Here is a 16,439-nt window from a genome sequence, read left to right as displayed (position 1 = left end):
CCGCGCGGTAACCACCTCCGCGAACGCCCGGCGACCGCCAAAGTGGTCGGCCGACCAAGATCTATAAGGTCAGTCGACCAGCAGTAATTCAGACCACGCCCCACCGTCGACCGGGCGGCGCGCAACCACTCGCACACGGCAGCAACAACCGACTCTCCCAGGTCGACCGGCCACCGAAGAGAGTTGGTGATTTTCCTCACAGTCGACTGAAAGCCGCCCGCCGGAAGCAATTCGGACAGACCCCAGGACGAGGGGGTCGGATCAGGCTCCGCCGTACACCTTCGGATGCAGGGTGCCGATGTAGGGCAGATCGCGGTAGCGCTCGGCGTAGTCCAGGCCGTAGCCGACCACGAACTCGTTCGGAATGTCGAAGCCCACATGCATGACGTCCACCTGGGTGCGCAGCGCGTCGGGCTTGCGCAGCAGCGTCACCACCTCCAGCGAGGCGGGGTTGCGGCTGGACAGGTTGCGCAGCAGCCAGGACAGCGTCAGGCCGGAGTCGATGATGTCCTCGACGATCAGCACATTGCGCCCGGCGATGTCCTTGTCCAGGTCCTTCATGATCCGCACGACACCCGAGGACGAGGTCGAGGAACCGTAGGACGAGACGGCCATGAACTCCATCTGGGTCGGGATGGAGAGTTTCTTGGCCAGATCGGTCATGAAGAAGATCGCACCCTTGAGCACGCCCACCAGCAGCAGATCGCCCTCCGGGGCGTCGGCCGGATAACGCTTGGCTACGAGATCGGCCAGTTCGTCGACCTTGGCCGCAATCTCTTCCTCGCTGATCAGCACCGACGCGATGTCATCCCCGTACACGTGCGCTGGTTTCCCTTCAGTGATGTGTATCCCGAATCACCTGGGCTCGTATTCGGCCAAGCTCAGTATCAGCCTGCCATGCTCGCGCCCGGCAACCAACCTGGTCCCGGCGACTCCGCCGCCGACCGCGATCGCCCCCTGCCCGCGCCAATCCGTGACCAGCGCGTCCACCGCCCGTAAATGCTTGTCGGTCAACGCTTTCGCGCCACCGGCGAGCAACCACGCCCGGATCGCCCGCCGCCGCAACGCGGGCGGGGCAGTGGCGAGCGTCTCGACCGACAGGCCCTCACCATTGCGCGCGGAGTCCAGCAACTTCTCGGCTATACCGTCCAGGGCCGTGCCGTCCTCACGAAGCTGAGCCGCTGTTCTGGCCAGTGCGGTCGCCACCCCGCCGCCGAGCACCTCCTCCAGCAGCGGCAGCACCTCGGTGCGCAGCCGCACCCGGGTGAACTCCGGGGAACTGTTGTGCGGATCCTCGTACGGGGTCAGCCCCAACTCCGCGCACAGCCGCCGAGTCACCTCCCGCCGCACCCACAGCAGCGGCCGCCCCCACGGCTCGGCGAAGGCCGCCATGCCCTGGATGGACCGCGCCCCCGACCCGCGCGCCAACCCGAGCAGCACGGTTTCGGCCTGATCGTCGAGGGTGTGCCCGAGCAGCACCGGGGCCGCGCCCCGCGCCTCGTCCAGCGCGGCGTACCGAGCCCGGCGCGCCGCCGCCTCCATTCCCCCGCCGCCGGATACCTCGACCGTCAGCACCCGAGCCGACCGGCATCCGAGCCGCATGGCCACGGCCGCCGCCTCCGCGGCCACCCGCGCCGACCCTTCCTGCAAACCGTGATCCACGACCAAGGCGTCGACAGCATCGGCCTCGACCACCGCCGCGGCGGTCAACGCCAGCGAATCGGCACCGCCCGACACCGCGACCGCGACCACCCCGTCGACCGCGTACTCCCCCAGCCAATCCCGTACCGCACGGCGCATTTCCAACGCCGCCGGCGTCTCGGGCAGCCGTGGACTGTTCATGTCCCCGATGGTCGCACGCCGCATCGCCGCACCAGCTCAGCGCCCGCTCCGCGCGGCTCTCGGGTGCGGTCGGGGGCGATCACGCCAGGACGCGATCCACCCACCGGCGCGGTTCGCCGATCTCGTCGGTGCGCGGCAGGGTGTCGCGGTCGGTCCAGATCGCGTTGAACTCGTCCATGCCGACGATGCCGACCACCTCGTCCACGAACTTCTTGCCACGCACGTACTGCGCCACCTTGGCATCCATGCCGAGCAGGGCGCGCAGCAGCCGCTGGATCGGGTTGCCGGGGCGGCGGCGACGCTGATCGAAGGCCGAGCGGATGCGCGACACCGAGGGCACCACGGCGGGGCCGACGGCATCCATGACATGGTCGGCGTGCCCTTCGAGCAGGGTGCCGAGCATGAGCAGGCGGTCCAGCGCCTCGCGCTGCGGTGCGGCCTGGGTGGCGCGCAGCAGGCCGATGACGCCGCCGGACGACGGGTCCTCGATACCGCGGCGGCGCTCCTTCACCGCCTCCACCAGCCGGGCCAGCACATCGGCGAGAGGTTCGTCGCCGACCTCGCCGAGCAGTTCCACATTGCGCTTCATGTAGTCGGCCAGCCAGGGCGCGGAGGAGAACTGCACCCGGTGCGTGACCTCGTGCAGGCACACCCACAGCCGGAAGTCGCTGGCCGGAACGCCGAGCGCCCGCTCCACGCCCATGATGTTGGGCGCGACCAGCAGCAGCGTGCCGTTCGGCCCGCTGAACGGGTCGTACTGTCCCAGGATCGCCGTGGACAGGAAGGCCAGCATGGCCCCGGCCTGCACCCCGGCGGGCTTGCCGACGAACCGCCCGCGATCGTCGGCGCCCGGCTCGTTGCCGGTGAGCGCCGCCATGGAGGCGGCGGCGGCCTGAATCCAACCGGGCCGGTCCACGACCCGCGCCGCGGGCACCACCGAACCGTCCTGCAGTCGGCTCACCTCGCGCACGGGCGCTTCGGCGCGCACCGAGGCATCGGCCAGTTCGGCCACCGCCTGCTCCGCCGAGTACCGCGTGGTCCGCGGCCCGGCCGGGACCAGCAGGGCTCCGGTGCGGGCGGCCAGCTGCCAGTCCACGGCGCCGGTCAGCCCCGGCTTGGATTTACGGCTCAATTCCCCGGTCTTCGGGTCGATCACCAGTTGGGCACGGGACTCACCGGTACCCGGGTTGGCGGCATCGGCCGAATGGTGTTCGGGTCCGGTCATAGTCATCCACCCGTCAGGAGCATCCACAATTACGCAGTGTTGCCGCGATGGCGTCCAACGCGGGGCGGCTCGCTCCCGGCAGCCGCTCGTTCGACATCAACGCGAAGGTGAGTACGCGCCCATCGCGATCCAGCACATACCCCACCAACGAGCTTGCCACGTCCAGAGTTCCGGTTTTGGCACGTACCCAGCCCGCGCCGGCGCGATCGCGCACCGTGTAGCGGTCGGTGAGCGTCCCCGTCGCACCGGCCACCGGCAGGTAGTCCAGCAGCGCCGACAGCGGTGAGGCGGTGACCGAAGCCGCCCCCTGCACACTCGAATCGTCTTGGCTCCCCGCGCTGTTCGGGAGTGTCGCGACGGTGATGATCCGGTCGAGCACGCGCGCCGGAATACGGTCGTCGACCGAGAGTCCGCTGCCGCCGTCGGCCAGGGTGACGCCGGTCAGGTCGAATCCGGCGGCGCGCAGGGTGGTGGTGAGACCGGTCACCGCACCCGTAAAGGACTGTTCCGCACCGGTGGCGGCGGCGATCTCACGGGCGATGGTCTCGGCCAGCACATCGTCGGAGTCGACCATCATGTCCCGCAGCCGGTCGCGCAGCGGCGCGGACTGGACGGCCGCGACCCGCGCCGCCCCGGCGGGCGCGGTACCCAGCCGGACCCGCGCCGGATCCAGGCCCAATTCCACGGCCAGCCGCCGCCCGGCATCCAGCGCGGGCGTCGGGGTGCGCGGCGAGTACGCGCGCAGCGGTTCCAGGCGACCGCCGTCGAGCATGACCGGGTCGATGGGCGCGATGGAGCCGCCCGCGATGTCCTCGGTCAGCCAGCCCGGGGCCATGCTCGGCCCGGTGTAGCGGGAGGTGTCCACCACGATGGTGTCCGGCGTCCGCCCGGACGCCCTGATCTGCGCCACCAGATCCGAGAGCTTCGGCCCGTCCTGGTAGTAGCCCTTGCCGTCGGGCTGCGCGGTCAGCGTCGGATCGCCGCCGCCCACCAGCACCAGCTCGTTCGGCGCGGCCCCGGTGACCACCTCGGTCGTCACCCGCTGGTCCTGCGGCAGCGCCAGCAGCGCGGCGGCGGCCAGCAGGATCTTGGCATTGGAGGCCGGGATCTGCGGCTTGTCCGGGTCCAGGCTGAACAGCACCTCACCGGTATCGCCGTCGGAGACCACCGCGGCGAACACACCCAGGTCGGGGTTGTTCACCACCGGCCCCAGCGCCGCCGCCAGACCGGCCTTCGAGGGTGCGGGCGCATCGGCGGGGGCGGGCGCCACCCGCGGCGACACCGTGGCGGGGGCGGGCGCGGCGGCGACGGTCAAGCCCCCGTGCCGGAACTCCTCGGTCCACGGCTTCAGGATCAACGCCACCGATGTCACCGCGACCAGCACCATGACCAGCACGGATGCCACGATGATCCAGTTTCTGCGACGCCGCTTGGCGGCCAATCCACCGATGTTCTTCTTGTCCGCACCGACCACGTGCCGCTGTCTCCCTGGTACCAGTGGTGGGATCGTCCGGCGTCCCTGCCGCACCCACACGCTCGCGCACCACACTATCCTCGTTGCGCAGTCGTTCCTTCGAACGAGCTGGCGAGTCGGCAGCCATAGGCACCAGAAAAGAGGAGATGACGTGGAGTTCGACGTCACCATCGAGATCCCCCGGGGTCAGCGGAACAAGTACGAGGTCGATCACAAGACCGGCCGCGTGAAGCTGGACCGCTACCTGTACACCCCGATGATGTACCCGGCCGACTACGGCTTCATCGAGGACACCCTCGGCTCCGACGGCGATCCGCTCGATTGCATGGTGCTGCTGCCCGAGCCGGTGTTCCCGGGCGTCATCGTGGAGGCCCGTCCGGTCGGCGTGCTGCTCATGAGCGATGAGGCGGGCGGGGACGAGAAGGTCGTGGCGGTGCCCGCCGGTGACAAGCGCTGGGATCACATCCAGGACGTCGAGGACATCCCGGAGTTCCAGCGCAAGGAGATCGCACACTTCTTCGAGCGCTACAAGGACCTGGAACCCGGTAAGTGGGTCAAGGTCGAGGGCTGGGAGGGCCGTGAGAAGGCCGAGTCGCTGGTGACCGAGGCGTACGCCCGCCTGAAGGAGCAGGGCGGACACTGAGGTTCCGGTTCGGCATCGCCGACAATGACGAAGCGGGTGGCACGGAATTCCGTGCCACTCGCTTCTCGCTTTCGTGCTCGGCCAGCGCCGAATCACGACAGGTACAGGTCCCAGTTGCCCCAGGCATCCTGCTCGCAGGACCAGTAGTAGTAGTAGTAGTAGTAGTAGTACGGCGTGTAGGCGCTGTCCACGATGGCCTGTCCGGCCGACATGCAGCCGTCCTTGGTGTAGTAGGTGCCCTCGTAGTCCGCGTGCGCCACGGCCGCTCCCCCGGCAACGATCCCGGCCGCCAGCAGACCGCCGAGAACGATGGACTTGATTCGCATAGCTGTTCTCCTCATCGGTGGAGCGGTCCTCCCAACCGCTCCGAATCTCAACGAGAACGACAGTAGGAGAGCAGGACTCGCGAAACAGCTCACCCTGAGGTGAATCGACCCCCACCCTCTGGAGGGTGAAATCCCGCGTCAGGTGGTGGAATTCAGCGGGTCACCGACCCCGGAATTCGGGCTCGCGCTTCTCGAACACCGACTGGATGGCCTCGGTGAGGTCCTCCGAGGGCAGGAAGGCGGCGTTCCAGGCGGAGACGTAGCGCAGGCCGTCGGCCACGCGGCCCGCCTTGGGCTGGTCCAGCACATCCTTGATGCCCTGCACCACCAGCGGCGGATTGGTGGCGATCTCGCGAGCCATGGCGTGCGCCGCGTCCAGCACCGCGTCCTGGTCGGGGTACACGTCGTTGACCAGGCCGATCTTCTCGGCGCGGGCGGCGTCGATGTCCTTGCCGGTGAGCGCCAGCTCGCGCACGTGGCCTTCGCCGATGATGCCGGGCAGGCGGTGCAGCGAGCCGATGTCGGCGACGATGGCGACCTTCGCCTCGCGCAGGCTGAACTTGGCCTCGGCGCTGGCCAGCCGCACATCCACGGCGGCGATGAGATCCAGCCCGCCGCCGATGCACCAGCCGGAGACGGCGGCGATGACGGGCTTGCGGCAGTCCGCGACCGCGGTCACCGCGGCCTGCATCTCGCGGATGTGCCTCATGAAGTTGGTGCGCGGCGCGGCCAACGCGCGCTCGCCGAGCAGCGGACCGAACAGCGGGCTCATGGCGGGCAGGTCCAGGCCGTAGGAGAAGTGCTTGCCGGAACCGGTGAGGACGATGGCCCGCACCTCCGGGTCGGCGTCCAGCCGACCGAAGATCAGCGGTAGCTCATGCCAGAAGTCCGGTCCCATGGCATTGCCCTTGCCGGGTCCGGTCAGGGTGACTCGAGCCACCCGGTCCTTGCTCTCGACTGTGAAAGCCTTCCATTCAGTCATTCGCCCAGCGTATCGGGGGCGGCGGCGAGCCGACAGGGCAGCGTTGCGGCGAGGCTGAATCCGATGCGCCGCACCGGGTTCCGCACTGTTTCCGATCGCCGGGCACATTCACCGCAACCGCTCTACCCTGGTGCCATGCGCAGGTCCTTACCGCCCGTCGCTGCCAAAGTCTCCGACACGCTGATCGCGCGCGGCCATCACGGCGTGATCATCACCCAGGCCGAACCGACCCACACCGCGCAGGCCGCCGCCGCGTCGCTCGGGGTGTCGGTGGGTGCCATCACCAAATCGCTGGTGTTCCTGCTCGACGAGGATCCGGTGCTGCTGCTGGTCTCCGGCGCGCACCAGGTACATCTCGATCGCACCGGCAAGCGGCTGGACGGCGCGCTGACCCGGGCTCCGGCGCCCATGGTGCGGGAGGTCACCGGCCAGCCGATCGGCGGGGTGGCTCCGGTGGGCCATCCCATCAATCTTCCGACCTATATCGACAACGCACTGGCCGGGCATCCGGAGCTGTGGGCGGCGGGCGGCCATCCGAATACGTTGTTCCGCACCACGTTCGGGGAGTTGGTGCGCATTACGGCGGGACTGGCCATCGACGTCGACTGAGACCGGCGGCCCCGCGATCCGGGTCGGTTCGGCCGTCGCCGCGCTCGCCGGGTGTTCCGCTCGACTCGAGCGCAACCGGAATACCTCGGGCGCTCGGGGCGTACCTTGCCTATGTGACCGATTCTCCATCCGAGCTACGGGTCCCCGATGATCTGAGCGGTATCGCAGCTCACCAGTACCGCGCCGCCATGCGTCACTATCCGGCGGGCGTCACGGTCGTCACGCTCATGTCCGACAACGGACCGGTCGGCTTCACCGCCACCTCATTCGCCTCCGTATCGCTGGACCCGCCGCTGATCACCTTCAATATCGCCGAGACCTCCTCCAGCATCGACGCCCTGCTGCACGCCGAATCCGTGGTCGTGCACTTCCTCGGCGAACACCAGCGCCACATCGCCCAGCGCTTCAGCCGCGCCGCCGCCCAGCGCTTCACCGACCGCTCCCTGTGGACCACCCTCGACACCGGCGAACCGGTCCTGCACGGCACCCCCATCTGGGTCCGCGCCGCCATCCACCGCCTCATCCCCATCGGCGACCACACCCTGGTGGTCGGCCTGGTCACCCGCGTCCACGACGACGCCGAGGAAGAACCCAGCGCCGCTCCCCTGCTCTACTACAACGGCGGCTACCACCGCCCCGAACCCCTGCGCTGACTCAGGCCGCGGGTCAGTCGCGGGCGAATTCCTCGGCCAGTTCCCCGAACATGTCGGTGTTCATGGCGAAGGCGCGGCGGGCCTCGTCGAGTACGCGTTCGGTCTCGTCGCTGCCGATGGGCAGGGCGTCGAGGAGTTCGCGGTACTCGCGTTTGAAGGCGGCCGGGTTGGGGATCTGGTCGAAGACGTAGAAGCGCACGCCGTCGCCCTTCTTGGGCAGGTCCCACAGCCTTTCGGCGGTGCCGCGGATGACCTGGCCGCCGGAGAGGTCGCCCAGGTAGCGGGTGTAGTGGTGGACGACGTATCCGGCCGACCAGTCCCGGGCGCATTCGGCGATGCGGTCGGCGTAGGCGCGGGTCGAGGGCAGGGGGCGCAGGTCGGCGCGCCAGTCCGGGCCGCCGAGATGGGCGAGGTCGGTTTCCAGGGCGGCGAGGCGGGCAAGGCCCGGGCGAACGAACGGTCCGGCGACGGGGTCGGCGGCGAGGTCGGCGGAATGCCGCTCCAGCGCCTCGTAGACGAACCACAGCTGGGCGGTGTAGCGGTAGAACGCCCGCACGCCGAGGGTGCCGGTGAGCATGTCGCGCATGAACGAGGAGTGTTCGGCCTCGGTGTGCTGCTGTTCGGTCGCGGTGCGGATGAGGGTCGAGAACGGCGTCGCGGTGTCCAGCATGGTCGTGCTCCCTCGTTGTCGATCCCGGGCCGCCCATACTTTGGCTACCCTAACTTCACAGTCGAGATTACCGGCCCCGGCGAACCCCCGGTTCCTACTTTGCGGCCCACCCGATCCAACTTTCGGATGATTCTCGGCGCGGGGTTGACAAGTTCCGCGCCCGTCTGCCAACCTCTGCAATCAGGTCATGAGTACCAGCGCTAAGCCCCGGCTAGCTGGTCGGCAACCCTCCTCCGCGGTGGGGTGCTCCGGGTGACGACCGGGCCGTGATTCATACGAACACGGCAAGCGCGGACTCCGATCACCTCACGATCACGAGTCCCTGAGCCGACGGGATTTCGTCATGACTGCTTTCGCCGATCAAAGCTGCGCCGCCCTCGCCACCGTCTCCGGATGCGATCTGCGGGTGCCGCTCGTGCAGGGCGGCACCGCCACCTACGCCAACTTCGACTACGCCGCCAGCGCGCCCGCGCTCGAACAGGTCACCGAGCGGGTGCGGGATCTGCTGCCCTACTACGCCAGCGTGCACCGCGGCGCGGGCTACGCCTCCCGCATCTCCACCGAATGCTACGAATCCGCGCGAAAGTCGGTGGCGCGCTTCGTGAATGCCGCCGACGACCAGTGCGTGGTCTTCACCCGCAACACCACCGACTCGCTGAATCTGCTGGCCGCCTGCGTCCCCGGCGACACCGTGGTGCTGGATATCGAGCATCACGCCAACTTCCTGCCGTGGACCCGGCACGGGCGGCGCGTGGTCCGGGCCGCCGACACCGTCGAGGAGACCATTCAGCGCGTCGTCGCCGAACTGTGCACCAAACCCGCTGCGTTGCTTGCCATTACGGGTGCTTCCAACGTGACCGGGGAACTGCTGCCGATCGAGCGACTGGCCTGGATCGCGCACCAGTGCGGCACCCGAATCCTGGTGGACGCTGCCCAACTGGCCCCGCACCGGCGGATCGACCTGTGCGCCAGCGATATCGACTACGTGGCATTCTCCGGCCACAAGCTCTACGCCCCCTTCGGCGCGGGAGTGCTTGTCGGCCGCCGGGATTGGCTGGATGCCGCCGACCCGTATCTGGCGGGCGGCGGCGCGGTGCGGGAGGTCACCGCCGACGACACCGAGTGGGCGTGCGCGCCGCAACGGCACGAGGCCGGTTCCCCCAACGTCCTCGGAGTGGCCGCCCTGGCCGCCGCCTGCGACGCACTGGCCGCGCTCGACGAGACCACGGTCACCGAACACGAGCTCTACCTCGCACACCGCCTGCGCTACGGACTGAAAACCGTTCCGGGCGTGCGGTTCCTGCGCATCTGGCGGGACAGCACCGACGCCGTCGGCATCGTCGCCTTCACTCTCGACGGGTTCGAACCCGGGCGGGTGGCCGCCTACCTCTCCGCCGAACACGGCATCGGCGTGCGCGACGGACGCTTCTGCGCGCACCCGCTGCTGGCCAAGCTCGGGGTGGACGGCGCGCTGCGCGCCAGCATCGGCCTCGGCACCACGTCCGCCGATGTGGACCGGCTCGTCGACGCCGTCGCCGCCCTGGTCGAGCGGGGGCCGGGCTGGGAGTACGCCTGCACCGACGGACACTGGAACCCGGTGCCGGAGACGCGGCCGTTCGACGGTGACGCGGCCGGGGCAGCGCCCTGCGTCTGAGCACCCGAAAGCGACTCCGTCCCCCGAGCCGGGCTCGGGGGACGGAGTTTCGGGTTCACGGCACGTAGTACCGGGCGGCGAGTTCCTCGACCACGGGGTCGTCCTCGGCCACCGCGTCCAGTAGTTCCAGGTCCGTGAGTACCGATACCTGCCGGGTGTCGTCCTGGTCCGGATCGGGCGCACCGTCCTCGTTCAGCTGCCGCAGCAGCTTCTCACGCACTCGTTTCTTCAGCGAATCACCCATACCGACAGCATGCCCCGATCGGCGACTTCCACCCGTTCGGCCACGCCGCCGGTCACACCGGAACCAGCCAACTCCCCCACGGCGTATTGCGGAACACCGTGTAGGCCACCAGGAAGCCCAGCGTCACCCAGAGCAGGGGGCGCGGCAGCCCCCGCGGCAGCAGCCGCGCCGGTTGCCCGCGCCAGCTGCGCACCATCCAATACCCCCACCACGCAACGAATCCCAGCAGTAGCGGGAACAGCAGCAGATTGCTCTGCACCGCGTCCAGCACCCGCCCGTCGGTGAGATTGTGCAGTCCGCGCAGGCCACCGCAGCCGGGGCACCAGAAACCGGTCAGCTCGTAGAAGGGGCAGATACCCCACGACCCCTCCTGATGCGGGTCCCGGAAGTGCACGGCGGCGGCGATTCCCGCGACCGCGCCACCGGCGAGCAGCGGCAGCCCCATGGCCCGCCACCGGGAGCGGGGCGGTGTTTCGGGCGTATGCGCGAGGGTGGCGTCCACGCGCTCAACGGTAGTGGCGTGGCACCGGGTGCGCCAGGCACGCCCACCCGAACAGAGTCGGTGTCGACACGCCCGTGTCACTTACCGGCCACCCATCACCGCAGGTGACACGCTGTCGCCGTGACCGATTCGCTGATGATGGCCGCCATCGACGCCGTCTCCGACCTGGTGAACTCCCGTGCCGCCGACACCGCAGGCGAACCACTCCCCCCGGCGACCTGGCTGTGGGATTGCTGCGCCCGCTTCACGGCCGCGCACCAGCCGGAATTCCGGGGAACCATCCACCCCGACCTGTCCGCCGCCGAGGCGAACGCGCACCTGTCCCGGTGGGCCCGAGCCCTCGACATGGTCGACACCACCACCCCCGACGAAGCCGCCGAAGGTCGCCGCTCCTACTCCGCCACCCTCGGCGCGGCCACCATCCGCCTCACCGCCGCCATCGACACCCTGGCCTCCGCCACCGAAACCCAGCCCCTCCCGATCCTCACGAACATGTCGTAGCCCTCCCCTACTATCGAAAGTTTGTTCGACTCGAGGTAATCTCCCCATCCATGCCGGAACTGTCCCGCCTCGATTGGGCTCGCATGAACCTCGACCAGGTCCGCAGACAACTCCTCGACGCGGCGGCCTTCGGCAAATACATCACCCCCGAACAACTCGAACACGCCGCCGGCAAAATCGCCGAAGGCATGCGCATCTACCTGGAGGAAACCCACCCCACCCCCGCCGACCCCCCACCGGACCGCTCCACCTTCCACGGACGCATGGACGAGTGGCCCGGCTGATTGCCGACGTCGACCGTCAGCGATAGCCGCGCACCCGGACACCGGCTGGATCGGCGACCGGCGCGGTAAGCGCCCCGGCGAGCATGTCGATGATCTCTCCCCAGGCGTCCACATCCCCGGAGCGCACCTTTCCGGCCTCGACCGCGCGCTCGAAGTCGGCCAGCAGCGCGAAGAGCATCGTGGTCACCGCGCGCAGCCTGCGCACCCGTAGCCGCGGCGGCAGGTCGGCGAGCTCACGGTCCAGGCCCTGCATGATGACGCGCACAGACGTCCGCGCGGCGCTGTCGAGATTGGCCGCGTCCGTCACCGCCGGATGGGTGCGAATCTGGGTCAGGAACCGGGCGTAGTGGTGGACGCCCTGCCGCTCACCGAGTTCGAACATGGGGATCACCAGCGCTTCGAGCAACCCGTGCACACCGGGCGGCGTGCCCGAACCCGCCTGCTCGGCAAGTAGTTCCAGCCGCCGCGCCTCCAGCGTGGCCAGCCGCATCTCGACCACGGCCGCGATCAGTCCGTCACGCGACCCGAAGTGGTACTGGACCGCCGAATTGTTCCGCTGACCCGCGGCCGCCGCGATATCCCGCAGCGGCACCTCCTGCCCACGCTCCGCGATCAGCCGCTCCGCCGCGAGAATGATCCGTTTCCGCGCATCCGCCGCCGCCATGCTCCGCCCTCCCTACTCGCCTGCCAGCACAGTAGCGCCCCACCAGGGGATAAAGAAATTCTTCTTGACAGTTAAGTACTAATTCTTAAAGCTGCTGGTGACTACAGTCACAACGGTCAGCTCGGAGAGGGACTTTCTCGATGATCCTGGACACCTTCCGCCTGGACGGCCGCGTCGCCGTCGTCACCGGTGCGGGCCGCGGCATCGGCGCGGCCACCGCCCTCGCGCTCGCCGAAGCGGGCGCGGACGTCGCCATCGCCGCCCGTACCAAAGAACAACTCGACGCGGTCGCGGAACAGATCCGCGCCCTCGGCCGCCGCGCCGTCACCGTCCCCTGCGACCTGTCCGACCTGGACGCGGTGCGGGCCTTCGCCGACACCGCCGCCGCGGAACTCGGTCACCTCGACATCGTGGTCAACAATGTCGGCGGCACCATGCCCAACACCTTCATGACCACCGACACCGACTTTCTCGAAGAGGCATTCCGTTTCAACGTCTCCACCGCGCATGCCCTGACCCGGGCCGCGGTCCCGCACCTGCTGCGCGCGGGCGGCGGATCCGTGGTGAACATCAGCTCGATGATGGGGCGCACCGCCGGTCGCGGCTTCCTCGCCTACGGCACCGCCAAGGCCGCACTCGCACACTGGACCCGGCTGGCCGCGACCGACCTGTCCCCGAAGATCCGAGTCAACGCCATCGCGGTCGGGTCGGTTCTCACCTCCGCGCTGGATGTCGTCGCACGGCAACCGGAGATCAAATCGGCCATGGAGTCGGTCACTCCGCTCGGACGGCTCGGCGAGCCCTGGGAGATCGCCGCCGCCATCGTCTATCTCAGCTCCCGCGCCGGCGGCTACATCACCGGCAAGGTGCTCGAGGTGGACGGCGGCATCGAACGGCCGAACCTCGAACTCGGCCTGCCCGACCTGTGATCACCTACAGCACAAGGACATCGATATGACCTATCGCGTAGTGCAGTGGAGCACCGGCAATGTAGGACGGCGCGCGCTGCGATCCATCATCGCCCGGCCCGAACTGGAACTGGTCGGCGTCTGGGTGTCCAGCCCGGAGAAGGCGGGCCGTGACGCCGGCGAACTCGCCGGGCTCGACCGCGAGATCGGCGTCACCGCCACCGAGGACGCGGCGGCACTGCTCGCCCTGCGACCGGACTGCATCGTCCACACCGCCATGGCCGACGACCGGCTCATGGAGGCGGTCGAAGACCTGAAGAGCTTCCTGCGCGCGGGCATCAACGTGGTGTCCAGCAGTCCGGTCTTCCTGCAGTACCCCTACGGCGTCCTCCCCGACGAGGCCATCGCGCCGATTGCCGCCGCGGCCGAGGAGGGAGGAGCTTCGCTGTGGGTCAACGGGATCGACCCCGGTTGGGCCAACGACTGGCTGCCGCTGGTGCTGTCCAGCGGCTCCGAGCGCATCGACCGCATCGTCTGCTCGGAGATCATGGACTACTCCACCTACGACAACCCCAAGGTCGTGTTCGACATCATGGGCTTCGGCAGCGACCTCGACGACCTGCCCATGCTGCTGCAGCCCGGTGTACTCACTCTCGCCTGGGGCAGCGTCGTCCGGCAGCTGGCCGCCGGTCTCGGCGTCGAACTCGATTCCGTGACACAGCATTTCGAGCGGCTCCCGGCGACGGAGAAACTCGTCGTCGGCAACCGCGCTGTGGCCCCCGGAACGGCGGCGGCGCTGCGTTTCCAGGTGCACGGCGTTCGCGCGGGCCGCGAGATCCTCACCCTCGAACACGTCACCCGGCTCCATCCCGACCTCGCCCCCCACTGGCCCCAACCGGCCGGAAAGGGTTGCTATCGAGTCGAAATCGAGGGCGATCCCGACTACCGTCTCGACCTCCAGCTCTACAGCGACGGCGACCACGCCCTGGCCGGCGTGGTCGGCACCGCCGCCCGACTGGTCAGCGCCGTCCCCGCGGTGATCGAAGCACGCCCCGGCCTGCTTTCCGCCCTCGACCTGCCGCTCACGACCGGTCGCGGACTGCTGTCCTGAGCCGTATCGCCCGGCCCGGAACCGCCCTGTAGCGAGACGCGACGGAGGATCAACTGCCCCAGGCCGGGCGGATTGCACGCACACGCCGATGACCGCGTGCTCACATGGTGTCGGCGGACCGGATATGAACGATCGCGCCGATTGCGCGAAGAGGAGCCGCTAGGGCTTCCACCTCGACCCGCGTTCCTTCCAGCCCCGGTTCGCCGAGCTTCGCGGCCAAGTTCCGGGCCTCGACGAGCGGCAGAGTTCGAACTGTTCGAAGTGCGCGCATTAGGACCACGAACGGCTCACCGGGACGCAGCCACTCGCCCCACTGGAAGCCGGTGTCGAGAATGTAGCGCTCCTTCGTGCCGGCCCGTTTGCGCAGCCACCGCGTCGGGGAGCGTTTCGTCCGTGCGGCGTGCTCGAGATGGCCGACCCACTGCCGCATGCTGTCGTATCGGTGCCTCAATACCTCTGTGTCGCCGTAGTAGCGGTAGATCGTCCACGGCAGCATGACCGCGACATCACCCCAGCCGACAGCGGTCGCGGTGATCCGGGCGAGGCGGCCCGGCCCACCGCTGAAGTTGGACGCTTCGCTGGGCACGAACGGCGGGACGGTACCGTCGGGAAACTGTTCGATCGCCAGATTGCGCAGATACCGGTTCAGGAAACCGTACGCGTCGATCGACAGGGCGGCGGTGGGCGCGAAAACCTGGAGGTCACCGGTCCAACCGGACCGTTCACGGGTGGGACAATCGGTCGGGGTGTCGGTGAAGTTCGACCGCAGACTCCACAACACATTGCGTTGCAAGCGGTTCAGCCGCTCGTCGGAGCATTCGAAGGTGCCGGTCACCGGTAGGTCGGAGGACAGCACCACCCCTTGCACCTCATCGGTCTTCAGGTCCGGTTCGAGTCCGTCGACCTCGAGGTAGCGGAATCCGTGAATGGTGAACCAGGGCTGGAACCACTCGTCGCCGCCCCCGAGGATCACCTCGTCACGTTGCGGAGCGACTTTCGTCATGAGCGGTGCGTCGAGATAGGTCAGATCGAGTTCTCCGGTGGGCGTGAGCAATTCACTATGGGTGAGCCGTATTCGAGATCCGCGACGACCGGACAGCTTGAGCCGGACCACCCCGGCGAAGTTCTGACCGAAATCGACGATCTGCGCACCCGACGCCGTCCGGGTGATCGTCCGCGGGACCAGCCTTTCGATGGCACGCACCGGTGGGAGCTCCTCTGCCACCAGCGCACGAGATGACCGCGGCAGTACCCGAACCGGTGCCATCCGCGGGGGCGGACCGGCGTCGTGGAGCCAGTCGTCGTCGGGAATCCTCAGGTCACAGAGCTCGCCGTGCATCGGGCCCGCGGCGCGGATACGTCCGGGACCGCCGTACCAGGTTTGATCTGTCACGACGGTGACCGTGCGACCATCGGCCAAATCGAGCTCGAGCTGGGCGAATCCCGCGAGCCGATCGCCGTAGACCGCACGCCGGGCACTCATCCCGATGCGTCCCCGGTAGCGCCCGTCGCCGAGCGCCAGCGCGATGATGTTGCGTCCGCGCCGGAAGTCGTGCGTGACATCGTAGGTCCGATACTCGACGATCGAGTCGAATGGTGTCCACCGCGGAACGAGCGCGGGGCCGGTCAGATCGCGACCGTTGACAAAGAACCGATACCAGCCCAGCCCGCTGACGTAGGCGCGGCCGCGCACCACCTCTTCGGCCAGTTCGACCGTACCGCGTAGATATACGGCCGCATCCGGGTCGGGCAGTGTCGCGGGCGCCGCCGAAATCCACTGCGCCGCCCACAGTCCCGGATCCAGCACCCCGGTTTCGAACCAGGACGGCTCGCTCCACGGTCCGCTCCGACCGTGCGCGTCCGCCAGACGTACCCGCCAGTAATACCGGCACCGCGACCGCAGCGGTGGGCCCTGGTACCGCGCCCCGAACGGCAGCGCCGACTCCACCCGACCACTGCGCCACACCGTATCCGTACCGAAATCCGCGGAGGGAGATACCTCGATCAGGTAGGCCGCTTGGCCGACATCGGCAGCAGCCGGGAGCCAGGAGAACTCGGGCATCGGGTTGTCGATGCCCATCGGAGCGACCCGGCGGTCGGTGCGGAGTTCGGTGGCGGACGCAAGCACGGCCTTCTCTCGCGACATC

At 68.8% G+C, this 16,439-nt stretch carries 19 protein-coding genes and 1 riboswitch; of the genes, 8 read left to right on the top strand and 11 right to left on the bottom strand.

What is annotated here, in order from left to right; translation table 11 throughout:
* Window positions 1-261 precede the first annotated feature (261 nt).
* From hpt to dacB, 4 genes are all read right to left on the bottom strand, one after another.
* Window positions 262-819, bottom strand: coding sequence for a hypoxanthine phosphoribosyltransferase (gene hpt / locus ON31_RS02710; protein ID WP_029925166.1), 558 nt, complete (start codon window positions 817-819; stop codon window positions 262-264).
* A 36-nt stretch (window positions 820-855) separates the two neighbouring features.
* Window positions 856-1,842 carry a tRNA lysidine(34) synthetase TilS gene (tilS, locus tag ON31_RS02705; RefSeq protein WP_039809106.1) on the bottom strand — a complete coding sequence of 329 codons (987 nt, stop codon included), beginning with the start codon at window positions 1,840-1,842 and terminating at the stop codon, window positions 856-858.
* Between the two features lie 79 nt (window positions 1,843-1,921).
* Window positions 1,922-3,067, bottom strand: coding sequence for an Rv3626c family coenzyme F420 biosynthesis-associated protein (locus ON31_RS02700; RefSeq protein WP_081592177.1), 1,146 nt, complete (start codon window positions 3,065-3,067; stop codon window positions 1,922-1,924).
* A gap of 13 nt (window positions 3,068-3,080) precedes the next feature.
* Window positions 3,081-4,541, bottom strand: coding sequence for a D-alanyl-D-alanine carboxypeptidase/D-alanyl-D-alanine endopeptidase (gene dacB / locus ON31_RS02695; RefSeq protein WP_039808934.1), 1,461 nt, complete (start codon window positions 4,539-4,541; stop codon window positions 3,081-3,083).
* Between the two features lie 151 nt (window positions 4,542-4,692).
* On the opposite strand from dacB, the gene ppa reads away from it, so the two are divergent.
* Window positions 4,693-5,184: an inorganic diphosphatase gene (ppa, locus tag ON31_RS02690; RefSeq protein ID WP_029925158.1), complete on the top strand. Its 492-nt coding sequence runs from the start codon at window positions 4,693-4,695 to the stop codon at window positions 5,182-5,184.
* Window positions 5,185-5,276: 92 nt separating this feature from the next.
* Here ppa and ON31_RS02685 read toward each other — a convergent pair whose 3' ends face one another.
* Window positions 5,277-5,510 (bottom strand): hypothetical protein, encoded by a 234-nt coding sequence (locus ON31_RS02685; protein WP_039808931.1) that lies wholly within the window; start codon window positions 5,508-5,510, stop codon window positions 5,277-5,279.
* Window positions 5,511-5,670: 160 nt separating this feature from the next.
* On the bottom strand, window positions 5,671-6,492 hold the full coding sequence (locus tag ON31_RS02680; RefSeq protein WP_039808930.1) for a crotonase/enoyl-CoA hydratase family protein: 822 nt from the start codon (window positions 6,490-6,492) through the stop codon (window positions 5,671-5,673).
* Between the two features lie 135 nt (window positions 6,493-6,627).
* Between ON31_RS02680 and ON31_RS02675 the strand changes: the two genes are divergently transcribed.
* Together ON31_RS02675 and ON31_RS02670 are read left to right on the top strand one after the other, a co-directional pair.
* Window positions 6,628-7,101, top strand: a complete 474-nt coding sequence (locus tag ON31_RS02675; RefSeq protein ID WP_039808928.1) for a YbaK/EbsC family protein — start codon at window positions 6,628-6,630, stop codon at window positions 7,099-7,101.
* Between the two features lie 188 nt (window positions 7,102-7,289).
* The gene (locus ON31_RS02670; RefSeq protein WP_081592176.1) at window positions 7,290-7,754 is read left to right on the top strand and encodes a flavin reductase family protein; all 465 of its coding nucleotides are present in this window, start codon (window positions 7,290-7,292) and stop codon (window positions 7,752-7,754) included.
* 13 nt (window positions 7,755-7,767) lie between these two features.
* On the opposite strand, the gene ON31_RS02665 is transcribed toward ON31_RS02670, so the two are convergent.
* Entirely contained in the window at window positions 7,768-8,424 is a 657-nt protein-coding gene (locus ON31_RS02665) for a biliverdin-producing heme oxygenase (protein ID WP_039808926.1), read from the bottom strand.
* A 183-nt stretch (window positions 8,425-8,607) separates the two neighbouring features.
* Window positions 8,608-8,721: riboswitch (SAM riboswitch) on the top strand.
* Between the two features lie 46 nt (window positions 8,722-8,767).
* Here ON31_RS02665 and ON31_RS02660 point away from each other — a divergent pair.
* Entirely contained in the window at window positions 8,768-10,078 is a 1,311-nt protein-coding gene (locus ON31_RS02660; protein ID WP_039808924.1) for an aminotransferase class V-fold PLP-dependent enzyme, read from the top strand.
* Window positions 10,079-10,133: 55 nt separating this feature from the next.
* Here the strand turns inward: ON31_RS02660 and ON31_RS02655 are convergent, their stop codons facing one another.
* Both ON31_RS02655 and ON31_RS02650 read right to left on the bottom strand, forming a co-directional pair.
* Window positions 10,134-10,322, bottom strand: coding sequence for a hypothetical protein (locus ON31_RS02655; RefSeq protein ID WP_029925138.1), 189 nt, complete (start codon window positions 10,320-10,322; stop codon window positions 10,134-10,136).
* Between the two features lie 52 nt (window positions 10,323-10,374).
* Window positions 10,375-10,824: a DUF2752 domain-containing protein gene (locus tag ON31_RS02650; RefSeq protein ID WP_039808922.1), complete on the bottom strand. Its 450-nt coding sequence runs from the start codon at window positions 10,822-10,824 to the stop codon at window positions 10,375-10,377.
* Between the two features lie 120 nt (window positions 10,825-10,944).
* On the opposite strand from ON31_RS02650, the gene ON31_RS02645 reads away from it, so the two are divergent.
* Both ON31_RS02645 and ON31_RS02640 read left to right on the top strand, forming a co-directional pair.
* A complete protein-coding gene (locus ON31_RS02645) occupies window positions 10,945-11,325 on the top strand; it encodes a hypothetical protein (protein WP_039808920.1) in 381 nt (126 codons plus the stop codon).
* Between the two features lie 50 nt (window positions 11,326-11,375).
* Window positions 11,376-11,609 (top strand): DUF6374 family protein, encoded by a 234-nt coding sequence (locus ON31_RS02640; RefSeq protein WP_029925133.1) that lies wholly within the window; start codon window positions 11,376-11,378, stop codon window positions 11,607-11,609.
* Window positions 11,610-11,625: 16 nt separating this feature from the next.
* Here ON31_RS02640 and ON31_RS02635 read toward each other — a convergent pair whose 3' ends face one another.
* The gene (locus tag ON31_RS02635) at window positions 11,626-12,273 is read right to left on the bottom strand and encodes a TetR family transcriptional regulator (RefSeq protein WP_039808917.1); all 648 of its coding nucleotides are present in this window, start codon (window positions 12,271-12,273) and stop codon (window positions 11,626-11,628) included.
* 140 nt (window positions 12,274-12,413) lie between these two features.
* Here ON31_RS02635 and ON31_RS02630 point away from each other — a divergent pair, with 140 nt between their 5' ends.
* Both ON31_RS02630 and ON31_RS02625 read left to right on the top strand, forming a co-directional pair.
* Window positions 12,414-13,202 carry an SDR family oxidoreductase gene (locus ON31_RS02630; RefSeq protein WP_029925129.1) on the top strand — a complete coding sequence of 263 codons (789 nt, stop codon included), beginning with the start codon at window positions 12,414-12,416 and terminating at the stop codon, window positions 13,200-13,202.
* A 25-nt stretch (window positions 13,203-13,227) separates the two neighbouring features.
* Complete coding sequence (locus ON31_RS02625; RefSeq protein WP_039808915.1) at window positions 13,228-14,292, top strand: NAD(P)H-dependent amine dehydrogenase family protein; 1,065 nt, start codon at window positions 13,228-13,230, stop codon at window positions 14,290-14,292.
* Between the two features lie 100 nt (window positions 14,293-14,392).
* Here ON31_RS02625 and ON31_RS02620 read toward each other — a convergent pair whose 3' ends face one another.
* Entirely contained in the window at window positions 14,393-16,438 is a 2,046-nt protein-coding gene (locus ON31_RS02620; RefSeq protein WP_081592175.1) for a family 78 glycoside hydrolase catalytic domain, read from the bottom strand.
* Window position 16,439 lies beyond the last annotated feature (1 nt).

It is taken from the genome of Nocardia otitidiscaviarum NBRC 14405 (assembly GCF_000308635.1).
Taxonomy (GTDB): Bacteria; Actinomycetota; Actinomycetes; order Mycobacteriales; family Mycobacteriaceae; genus Nocardia; species Nocardia otitidiscaviarum.
The sequence above is the reverse complement of the archived record's forward strand: the minus strand, read 5'-3'. Positions and strand labels throughout refer to the sequence as shown.

Bases quoted from the DNA above. Each gene is read 5' to 3' on its own strand.
- ON31_RS02680 (WP_039808930.1), bottom strand. From the start codon at position 6,492: ATGACTGAATGGAAGGCTTTCACAGTCGAGAGCAAGGACCGGGTGGCT.
- ON31_RS02660 (WP_039808924.1), top strand. From the start codon at position 8,768: ATGACTGCTTTCGCCGATCAAAGCTGCGCCGCCCTCGCCACCGTCTCC.
- ON31_RS02625 (WP_039808915.1), top strand. From the start codon at position 13,228: ATGACCTATCGCGTAGTGCAGTGGAGCACCGGCAATGTAGGACGGCGC.
- ON31_RS02620 (WP_081592175.1), bottom strand. From the start codon at position 16,438: ATGTCGCGAGAGAAGGCCGTGCTTGCGTCCGCCACCGAACTCCGCACC.
- ON31_RS02630 (WP_029925129.1), top strand. From the start codon at position 12,414: ATGATCCTGGACACCTTCCGCCTGGACGGCCGCGTCGCCGTCGTCACC.
- tilS (WP_039809106.1), bottom strand. From the start codon at position 1,842: ATGAACAGTCCACGGCTGCCCGAGACGCCGGCGGCGTTGGAAATGCGC.
- ON31_RS02635 (WP_039808917.1), bottom strand. From the start codon at position 12,273: ATGGCGGCGGCGGATGCGCGGAAACGGATCATTCTCGCGGCGGAGCGG.
- ON31_RS02685 (WP_039808931.1), bottom strand. From the start codon at position 5,510: ATGCGAATCAAGTCCATCGTTCTCGGCGGTCTGCTGGCGGCCGGGATC.
- ON31_RS02640 (WP_029925133.1), top strand. From the start codon at position 11,376: ATGCCGGAACTGTCCCGCCTCGATTGGGCTCGCATGAACCTCGACCAG.
- ON31_RS02665 (WP_039808926.1), bottom strand. From the start codon at position 8,424: ATGCTGGACACCGCGACGCCGTTCTCGACCCTCATCCGCACCGCGACC.
- ON31_RS02675 (WP_039808928.1), top strand. From the start codon at position 6,628: ATGCGCAGGTCCTTACCGCCCGTCGCTGCCAAAGTCTCCGACACGCTG.
- ON31_RS02700 (WP_081592177.1), bottom strand. From the start codon at position 3,067: ATGACCGGACCCGAACACCATTCGGCCGATGCCGCCAACCCGGGTACC.
- ON31_RS02670 (WP_081592176.1), top strand. From the start codon at position 7,290: ATGCGTCACTATCCGGCGGGCGTCACGGTCGTCACGCTCATGTCCGAC.
- ON31_RS02655 (WP_029925138.1), bottom strand. From the start codon at position 10,322: ATGGGTGATTCGCTGAAGAAACGAGTGCGTGAGAAGCTGCTGCGGCAG.